At 65.3% G+C, this 9,444-nt stretch carries 8 protein-coding genes and 1 pseudogene; 6 read left to right on the forward strand and 3 right to left on the reverse strand.

The window, feature by feature from the left end:
* Positions 1-356: pseudogene (locus tag HV783_RS29570) on the forward strand (serine/threonine-protein kinase); the annotation flags it as partial.
* Between the two features lie 18 nt (positions 357-374).
* On the opposite strand, the gene HV783_RS28765 reads toward HV783_RS29570, so the two are convergent.
* The 3 genes from HV783_RS28765 to HV783_RS28775 are packed head-to-tail and all read right to left on the reverse strand — an operon-like array spanning position 375 to position 4,569.
* Positions 375-2,699, reverse strand: a complete 2,325-nt coding sequence (locus HV783_RS28765) for a CHASE2 domain-containing protein (RefSeq protein ID WP_175190314.1) — start codon at positions 2,697-2,699, stop codon at positions 375-377.
* Positions 2,700-2,709: 10 nt separating this feature from the next.
* Positions 2,710-3,819, reverse strand: a complete 1,110-nt coding sequence (locus HV783_RS28770; protein WP_054504553.1) for a FecR family protein — start codon at positions 3,817-3,819, stop codon at positions 2,710-2,712.
* 33 nt (positions 3,820-3,852) lie between these two features.
* The gene (locus tag HV783_RS28775; protein ID WP_054504554.1) at positions 3,853-4,569 is read right to left on the reverse strand and encodes a response regulator transcription factor; all 717 of its coding nucleotides are present in this window, start codon (positions 4,567-4,569) and stop codon (positions 3,853-3,855) included.
* Between the two features lie 260 nt (positions 4,570-4,829).
* On the opposite strand from HV783_RS28775, the gene HV783_RS28780 reads away from it, so the two are divergent.
* From HV783_RS28780 to HV783_RS28800, 5 genes are all read left to right on the forward strand, one after another.
* On the forward strand, positions 4,830-5,531 hold the full coding sequence (locus HV783_RS28780) for a response regulator transcription factor (protein ID WP_054504555.1): 702 nt from the start codon (positions 4,830-4,832) through the stop codon (positions 5,529-5,531).
* 495 nt (positions 5,532-6,026) lie between these two features.
* Positions 6,027-6,404 carry a 30S ribosomal protein S12 gene (gene rpsL, locus HV783_RS28785; RefSeq protein WP_005017264.1) on the forward strand — a complete coding sequence of 126 codons (378 nt, stop codon included), beginning with the start codon at positions 6,027-6,029 and terminating at the stop codon, positions 6,402-6,404.
* Positions 6,405-6,579: 175 nt separating this feature from the next.
* Complete coding sequence (rpsG, locus tag HV783_RS28790; protein WP_006389600.1) at positions 6,580-7,050, forward strand: 30S ribosomal protein S7; 471 nt, start codon at positions 6,580-6,582, stop codon at positions 7,048-7,050.
* Between the two features lie 18 nt (positions 7,051-7,068).
* Positions 7,069-9,171 carry an elongation factor G gene (fusA, locus tag HV783_RS28795; RefSeq protein WP_054504556.1) on the forward strand — a complete coding sequence of 701 codons (2,103 nt, stop codon included), beginning with the start codon at positions 7,069-7,071 and terminating at the stop codon, positions 9,169-9,171.
* A gap of 80 nt (positions 9,172-9,251) precedes the next feature.
* A partial coding sequence (locus tag HV783_RS28800) for a GTP-binding protein (protein WP_244980099.1) occupies positions 9,252-9,444 on the forward strand: 193 nt, incomplete at its 3' end.

Raw genomic sequence — 9,444 nt, forward strand, 5'->3', positions numbered from 1 at the left:
CCGCCGTCCCACCGGCCGGACTTGGGGCGGCCGCGCCCTCCGCGCCGCCCGCCGCGTCGGAGCCGGACGCCAATGCCGCGCCACGCGTGCAGGAACCCGCCGCGTCGGCCGCGGCGCCGCAGGACGACGCGCCCAAACCCAAGCCTGTGCCCGTGCTGGTGCGCCTGGACATCCGGCCGTGGGGAGAAGTGTGGATCAATGGCGTGGCGCGCGGCATCAGTCCGCCGGTCAAGGAATTGCGGCTGATTCCCGGCAAATACCAAGTGTTGCTTCGCAACGCCGACCTGCCGCCCTATCGGGCGACTCTGGAAGTCAAGCCGGGCAAGCCGGCCGTCATTTCGCACACCTTCCAGTGATGTGAACGCCGCCAGGTCCTAATGGGTCGTGGTGTCCTCGGGCGCCACCGGCAGGCACAGCGTAAACACCGAGCCGACGCCCGCCTGGCTGTTCACCTCGACCTCGCCGCCGTGGCGTTGCGCCACGGTGCGCACGAAGGCCAATCCCAATCCCGCGCCGCCTACGTCCCCGCGGGTGGCGACCCCGACGCGCGCGAACGGTTCGAACAGCCGCGCCAGATCCTGCGCCGCGATGCCTTGCCCCTGGTCGCGGATGTGCACGCGCCAGTAGCCGGCTGCCTGGTCGATGTCGCAGGTGATGCGGGTGTCGGGTGGGCTGTACTTGATGGCGTTGTCGATCAGGTTGCTCAAGGCCCGCATCAGCAGCGTCTGGTCGCCAAGTACGTAGGCGACCGGCAGCGAGGGCGCGACCGCCAGCGTGATGCCGCGCTTGTGCGCGGCCGCCCAGAATTCATCGACGCCGTCCTGCAGCAGGCTGCCCAGGTCGAGCTCGACCGCGTTGATGGCCATCGATTCGGCCCGCGTCAGGTGCACGAAGTCGTCGACCAGGTGCAGCGTGCGATTGGCCAGCGCGGCGATGCGGGTGAGGGTCTCGTCGCGGCCGTCCTGAGGCACGCCATCCTGCTTCATTTCCACCAGCGCCAGGATCGAGCTTTGCGGCGCGCGCATGTCGTGCGAGATGAAGCGCAGCGTTTCTTCGCGCTGCCGTTCGGCCTGGCGTATGCCGGAGATGTCGGTCAGGGTGGCGACGGTGCCGGCGAAGTTGCCCTCGGCCGTATGGATCGGCGCGCATTTCAGGATCAGGTCGCGGCCGGCGTGGTCGCGCACTTCCAGGTCGGCGCTCCAGGGCGATTGCTCGGCCGTGTGTCCCTGGCCGCTCAATACCTGCGCCACGCGTTGTCGCGTGGCGTCGTCGCCGATGGTCTTTTCCAGCAGGTGGATGGCCGGATGGCCGACCCGCGGCGGCCGCATGCCCAGCCGCTGGAAGTACATCACGGCGGCCTGGTTGCGAAATTGCATGCGGCCGTCCTGGTCGAACACCAGCGTTGCGTCGGGCATGCCATCCAGCCCGTCGGCCAGGAAGCGCCGCAGGTTGCGCACCCGCGCCAGCGCGCGCCGCAGTTCGCCGACGCGGCTTTCCAGCGAGGCGCTGGGGCCGCCCGATTGCGCCCGGGCTTCGTTCAGCACGGGCGGGTATTCGCGCTGCAGGCGGCGCAATTCGTTGTCCATGTAGCGCAGCGCGGCCTCCTGGCTGCGCCAGCTCCACAGGGGATAACACAGCGCCACGCCCACCAGCGCGGCGGTCGGCGCGAACCATTGATAACTGTGCCCCAGCAGCAGCAGGCTGGCCAGCAGCACCAGCGCCAGCAGCCCGATGTTGACGAGCAGCGCGAGGTTGGGCGACAGGCGCCACAGCGCCAGGCAGGCCAGCAGCACCGGCAGGGCCGAGAACAGGGCATTGAGCCAGGGCACGGGCGGCCGGAAGGCGATGTCGTCGTTGGCCGCCTGCAGCAGGTTGGCGATGATCTCCACGCCCGGCATGCCGCTCACCTCGTGCGAGACCGGGGTGGTGTAGGCGTCGCCCAGGCCCGTGGCCCAGGCGCCCACCAGCACATACTTGCCGCGCAACTGCTCGGGCGGCACGTCGCCGCGCAGGACCGACAGGTAGGACACCGCACGGGTGTGCGCCGCGGGGCCGGCGTAGGGGATCAGGATGCCGCCGTCCTTGCCCGCGCGGCGCAGCAGTCGCTCGGCCATCGCCGCCTGGCCGCCCACGTCCAGCATGCTCAACGCGAAATGTTGCCAGCGCTCGCCGGCGAAACGCGCCGTCAGTATCGCCGACCGCAGCACGCCGTCGGCATCGAGGTTGGCGTTGATGAAGCCGCTGCCCGCCGCGGCTTGCGCCAGGATCGGGATGGGCGTGCTGATGGAGGAGGGGTAGGCCAGGCGGTCCAACACCACCGGCAACACGGTGCGGCCGTTGCGGCGCAAGCTGTCGGCGAGGATCGCGTCGTCACCGGGATGAGTGGTGTCGGGCTCGGCGAAGATCAGGTCCAGGCCGACCGCGCGCGCGCCCTGCAGGCGGTCCAGCAACGCCGCGTGCACTGCCCGGCGCCAGGGCCAGCGGCCGAGCGCATCGATACTGGTATCGTCGATCGCCACGATCACGATGTCGGGCGACATGTCGCGCCCTGTCAGCGCGACGGCGCGGTCATACAGGATCTGATCGACGCGCCCCAGGCCATTGAAGGATCCGAGCAGCGCGGCCAGCAGCGCCAGCGCCGCCGTCAACCACAGGCCTGATCGCGAGGCCCGGTCGTTGGAGTCGGCGGCATCTGCCATGGGCGTGGATCTAGTAATCGTTCAGCGTCACGAATCCGCCGAAGCCGGTGGCGACGCCCAGGCCGCTGTTGGTCATCAGCTGGTTCACCCCGGTGAAGGTGGCCGTGGCGTCCTGGCCGCCCAGGCCCAGTTCGTCGATGGCCCGCACCGAAACGTAGAAAGTGCCGGGACCGGGGGCGCTGAAGCGGATGTCCGGACCGGGAAAACGGGTGGAGGACACCGGTTGCGTGCCGTCGGCGTCGCGCGCCACGCGCACGACGTAGGCCTGTGCGCCAGGCACGGGGGGGAACGCGCTGGTCCAACTGCCACCGCCGGCGCGCACCGGCTCGCCGAGCTGGGGCGCGGCCAGCAAGGGCCGCACGCCCGCCACGCTGCCGTCGGCGCCGATGGCGGCGCCGTAGCCCCGGGCCACCGCCACCGGTTGCGCCGGGGCGGCGCCGGGGGCGTGCGGCTGCAGCCGCACACTGCCCTCCAGCACTTCGCTGCGCACGCCCTGGCTGCCGCTCTGCACACGGAAACGCGTGCCGCGCACGCCCGTCACGGCCACCGGCGTGCGGACCTCGAAACGGCCCACGCCCTGGCCGCCGGGCGCGACGCTGGATTCGACGCTGCCGCGTTCGACATGGATGACCGAGTCGGTCAGGTCGGTGCCTTCGAATTGTCGCAGTCGCGTCAGCTCGACGGCGCCGTCGGCCGGCAGCGTGAGCTTGGAGCCATCGGCCAGCTCGAGGGTCACGAAGCCGTTGGGGGCGGTCACGACCTTGCTGCCTTCTGCCACGTTGGCGCCCGGCTTGAGGGCCTGGCCGTCCAGGTTCGCCTGGCCGCTGACGTGGACCACGCGCGCATCGGCGGCGCGCTCCGGAATCATCGACAGGGGGATGCGCAGTTCAAGCCCGATGGGCAGGCGTTCGGGCGTGGCGACCTGGTTAAGCGATTGCAACGGGCTCCAGTTGGCCTGGTTGCGCGTGTAGGTCGCGGCGATGTTGATCAGCGTGTCGCCCTGGCGCACGCGGTAGATGAAGTTCTCTCCCAGCGCGCCCGCGGGTTGGCTGTGGGAGGAGGTTGCGAGCAGCAGGCCGGAAAGCAGGGCAAGCAAAGAAAGCGCGCGGCAGCGGCTCATGTCGTTCAAATCTCCAGGTAATGCCGCCGGGCGCTAGGGCGCGGGGGGCGGGCTATCTTCGGACGCGGATATCAATTCCAGCCGGTAGCCGAGCGCATAGGACGAGCTCAGGCGCACGCCGTGTTCCGGGCGCAGTTGCAGCTTCTGCCGGATGTTCGACAGGTGCGTGTCGAGCGTGCGCGAGGTGGCGGGGATCTCGCGGTTCCAGACGCATTCGGCCAGCACGTCGCGCGACATGAGGCGGCCGAGGTTGCGGAAAAAGAGCAGCGCCAGTTCGAATTCCTTGGGCGCCAGCGTGACCGCCGCGCCCTTGAGCAGGATCGTGCGCGCGGCGGGCTCGATGCGGTAGTCGGCCACGTCGAACGATTCATCGGCGGGCTCGGCGATCTGGCTGCGGCGCAGCAGCGCCGCGACGCGCGCCAGCAGCTCCAGCGGCCGCAGCGGCTTGACGATGTAATCGTCGGCGCCGGCGCGCAGGCCCTCGACCAGGTCGTCCTCGCTGGAACGGTTGGTCAGGAAGATGACCGGAATGCGCGGGCCGATGTTGGCGCGCAGCCAGCGCACCACATCGTCGCCATCGATATCGGGCAGGTGCCAGTCCAGCAGCACCAGGTCGAACGTTTCAGTGCGCAAAGCGGCAAGCAGGTCGCGGCTTTGCTGATAGCTGGTGCAGGTATATCCGGCGGCAGTCAGGACTTGCTGGATACGTTTCGCCTGGTCCAGGTCGTCTTCCAGCGACGCGATTTTCATCAGACGTGGTCTCGCGAAGGTTGGCTGCGCAAGCGCGCCCTGTGGCGCCCTACTGCAAGAAGAAGAAAGGATTGTGTAATGGAATGATAACTCGCGTGGCGTCACTGTTGGCTACGTTGTGCCAAGAACTGTCAAACATTGCAAACTTAACGAATCTTGACTGGAGTTGTTGCACAACAACGCGCCACACTGTCCCGACCCCTCCCGTCAACCGGCGCAGTCTGCCGGGCGCGGGCGGGGCAGATGGGATGGAAAGAACTATGAATCAATTGCGCGTACTGATGATGTCGCCGGACGAGGCCGCACGTAATACCGCTGTGTCCGCGCTGCTTCAAGCTGGAATTTCGGCCCGCGGCTGCTCGACTTCCCTGGAATTGTTCGGCCTGCTCAGCAACAGTCCCTATGACGCCGTGGTGCTGAATGTGGGCACCCTCGGTGAAATCGGCTATGCCCTGGTGGCCCGCCTGCACGGCTCGTCGCCGCTGGGTATCGTGGTGATGGGCAACAACCTGTCCCTGGATACCCGCCTGCGTTGCCTGCAGAGCGGCGCGGACGCCTGCCTGCCGCCGCCGCACGACCCTCGCGAATTGGCCTGCATCCTGCTGGCGCTGGCGCGACGCCTGCCCGCCGTGCAGGACAATCTGGCGACCGAGGAGCCCACCCTTGGCCAGTGGGAACTGCGCGACCAGGGCTGGACCCTGGCGGCGCCGTCCGGCACCACGATTTCGCTGTCGGCCAACGAACGCCTGATCGTGCGCTCGCTGCTCGAGGTGGCGGGCAGGGCGGTCGGCCGCGACGAATTGGGCGAAGAGTTGCGCCAGGAGGGCGGCGGCGCGCGCGCCAGCGGCACGCGCAGCATCGATGTGATCGTCAGCCGTCTGCGCCGCAAGGCGGAAATGGCGGGGTTGATGTTGCCGATCCGCACCGTCTACGGCAGCGGCTACCTGTTCGCCGACCAATAAAGCCGCGCGGCCAAGACCCGCGCCTTTGCGTCGTCAATTTGGCCCCAATTTTCCCGACCTGGGCCGGACCTGCGCCTAACTGGCCGTCTTTTGCCGCCAACGTGTCCCCACGCAACGCTTACAAAAGATTTTGACAGTGCGCCGGAATCTAAGCTATGCTAAAGGGCTTACTGCTTTAATCGCGCGCAAAGTCGATGCCAAGACTGGCATTTGAGGCGCCAGGAAGACAGGTCCGGCCATATCCCAAGCAAAGCCTTCGCGCCCAGCTTGGCGGCCCAAGGCCACAGGGGTGCGTCACGAGCCCCCGTCAACCGGCGCCGCCATCTCCGAAGCATCCGGTTTGTGCGTTTGTCATGGTTTGTTGGCAAGCCCGCTCTTTTACGTATCTGAACGTTTGAGGCGGATTTGCGCGAGCCGCCTTCTCCGAGAGTCATCACTCGAAGAGACGAGTACGTAAGTACTTACCAGTGGTACGTAAAAGGGATTTCAAAGGTCATGCCTACCATTAGCCAACTCGTGCGCAAGCCGCGCGAAGTCAGCATCATCAAAAGCAAGAGCCCCGCGCTCGAAAACTGCCCGCAACGCCGCGGCGTGTGCACTCGCGTGTACACCACCACCCCCAAGAAGCCGAACTCCGCTCTGCGTAAGGTTGCCAAAGTGCGTCTGACCAACGGTTACGAAGTCATTTCGTACATCGGCGGCGAAGGCCACAACCTGCAAGAGCACTCGGTGGTTCTGGTGCGTGGCGGTCGTGTGAAGGACTTGCCCGGTGTGCGTTATCACATCGTGCGCGGTTCCCTCGACCTGCAAGGCGTCAAGGATCGCAAGCAAGCCCGCTCGAAGTACGGCGCCAAGCGCCCGAAGAAGGCCTAAGGATTCGCAACGCGAATCAGCAGTACCCCCGCGTGGCGGCCATCCGTCATTAGGGAAGTGCAACCGCGCCATCCGGAACATGGGAAGGTGCGCGGCACGTAAGGGGTCGTCTTATTGGACGGCCATGGCCGTGTAATGAAACACGGTTCAACTGAACAGACACAAGGAAGCAACAATGCCCCGTCGTCGCGAAGTACCCAAGCGCGAGATCCTGCCCGATCCCAAGTTCGGCAGCGTCGAGCTCGCCAAGTTCATGAACGTCGTCATGCTGGACGGCAAGAAGGCCGTCGCCGAGCGCATCGTCTACGGTGCCCTCGAGCAAGTCGCCACCAAGACCGGCAAGGAGCCGATCGAGGTGTTCAGCCTGGCGATCAACAACATCAAGCCGATCGTCGAAGTTAAGAGCCGCCGCGTTGGCGGTGCCAACTACCAAGTGCCGGTTGAAGTGCGCCCCGTGCGCCGCCTGGCCCTGGCTATGCGTTGGCTCCGTGAAGCCGCCAAGAAGCGTGGCGAGAAGTCGATGGATCTGCGTCTTGCTGGCGAACTGATCGACGCCTCCGAAGGTCGTGGCGCCGCGATGAAGAAGCGCGAAGACACGCACAAGATGGCCGAGGCCAACAAGGCCTTCAGCCATTTCCGCTGGTAATTTAAGGACTAACCCACCATGGCCCGCAAAACCCCGATCGAGCGCTATCGCAACATTGGCATCTCTGCGCACATCGATGCAGGGAAAACCACCACGACCGAACGTATCCTGTTCTACACCGGCGTCAATCACAAGATTGGCGAAGTGCATGATGGCGCCGCCACCATGGACTGGATGGAACAAGAGCAAGAGCGTGGCATCACCATTACGTCGGCTGCTACGACGGCGTTTTGGCGTGGCATGGCCGGCAACTACCCCGAGCACCGCATCAACATCATCGACACCCCGGGGCACGTGGACTTCACCATCGAGGTGGAACGTTCCATGCGCGTCCTGGACGGTGCCTGCATGGTCTACTGCGCGGTGGGTGGTGTTCAGCCCCAGTCCGAAACCGTGTGGCGTCAAGCCAACAAGTACGGCGTGCCGCGTCTGGCGTTCGTCAACAAGATGGACCGTACCGGCGCGAACTTCTTCAAGGTCTATGACCAGTTGAAGACGCGTCTGCGCGCCAACCCCGTGCCCATCGTGATCCCCATCGGCGCCGAAGACACGTTCCAAGGCGTGATCGACCTGGTCAAGATGAAGGCGATCATCTGGGACGAAGCCAGCCAAGGCACCAAGTTCGACTACAAGGACATTCCGGCCGAGCTGGAAGGCGCCGCCGCCGAATGGCGCGAAAAGCTGGTTGAAGCCGCCGCCGAGTCGTCGGAAGAGCTGATGAACAAGTACCTGGAAACGGGTTCCTTGGACGAAGCCGAAATCAACCTGGCCATCCGTCAACGCACCATCGCTGGCGAAATCCAGCCGATGCTGTGCGGCACCGCCTTCAAGAACAAGGGCGTGCAGCGCATGCTGGACGCGGTCATCGACTACCTGCCTTCGCCCGTGGACATTCCCCCGGTCGACGGCCAGGACGACGATGGCAACGCCATCAACCGCAATGCCGACGACAACGAGAAGTTCTCGGCGCTGGCTTTCAAGCTGATGAGCGATCCGTTCGTGGGTCAGTTGACCTTCGTGCGCGTCTACTCGGGCGTCCTGAAGTCGGGCGACACGGTCTACAACCCCATCAAGGGCAAGAAGGAACGTATCGGCCGCATCCTGCAGATGCACGCGAACAACCGCGAGGAAATCAAGGAAGTTCTGGCCGGCGACATCGCCGCCGTGGTGGGCCTGAAGGACGTGACGACCGGCGAAACGCTGTGCGACGTCGATTCGCACATCCTGCTCGAGCGCATGGAGTTCCCCGAGCCCGTGATTTCGCAGGCCGTCGAACCCAAGTCGAAGGCTGACCAGGAAAAGATGGGCCTGGCGCTGTCGCGTCTGGCTCAGGAAGATCCGTCGTTCCGCGTGCGCAGCGACGAAGAATCCGGCCAGACCATCATTTCCGGCATGGGCGAGCTGCACCTGGAAATTCTGGTCGACCGCATGAAGCGCGAATTCGGCGTGGAAGCGAACGTCGGCAAGCCCCAGGTGGCCTACCGCGAAACCATCCGCAAGACCTGCGAAGAAGTCGAAGGCAAGTTCGTCAAGCAGTCGGGCGGTCGTGGTCAGTACGGTCACGTGGTCCTGAAGGTCGAACCGCTCGAGCCGGGTGGCGGCTACGAGTTCGTCGACGCCATCAAGGGCGGTGTGGTTCCTCGCGAATTCATCCCCGCGGTGGACAAGGGCATCCAGGAAACGCTGCCCGCCGGCATCCTGGCCGGTTACCCGGTCGTGGACGTCAAGGTCACGCTGTTCTTCGGTTCGTACCACGATGTGGACTCGAACGAAAACGCGTTCAAGATGGCCGGCTCGATGGCGTTCAAGGAAGGCATGCGCAAGGCTAGCCCCGTGCTGCTGGAACCGATGATGGCCGTTGAAGTCGAAACGCCTGAAGACTACGCCGGTACCGTGATGGGCGATCTGTCCTCGCGTCGCGGCATGGTCCAGGGCATGGACGACATGGTCGGCGGTGGCAAGACCATCAAGGCCGAAGTTCCGCTGGCCGAGATGTTCGGTTACGCCACGAACCTGCGTTCGCTGACGCAAGGCCGTGCCACGTACACGATGGAATTCAAGCATTACTCCGAGGCCCCCAAGAACGTCGCTGACGAAGTCATCGCCGCTCGGGCCAAGTAAATAACCCTTTGCCGGGCCCGCCCCATCCGGGCGGTCCCGGCAGAAATTAAAGTTTCCTTGAAAGTCAAAGGATAGAGATCATGGCAAAAGGTAAGTTCGAACGCACCAAGCCGCACGTGAACGTCGGCACGATCGGTCACGTCGACCACGGCAAGACCACCCTGACGGCGGCCATCACGACCGTTCTGTCGACCAAGTTCGGCGGCGAAGCCAAGGGCTACGACCAGATCGACGCGGCACCTGAAGAAAAGGCTCGCGGCATCACGATCAACA

It is taken from the genome of Achromobacter dolens (genome assembly GCF_902859745.1).
GTDB lineage: Bacteria > Pseudomonadota > Gammaproteobacteria > Burkholderiales > Burkholderiaceae_B > Achromobacter > Achromobacter dolens.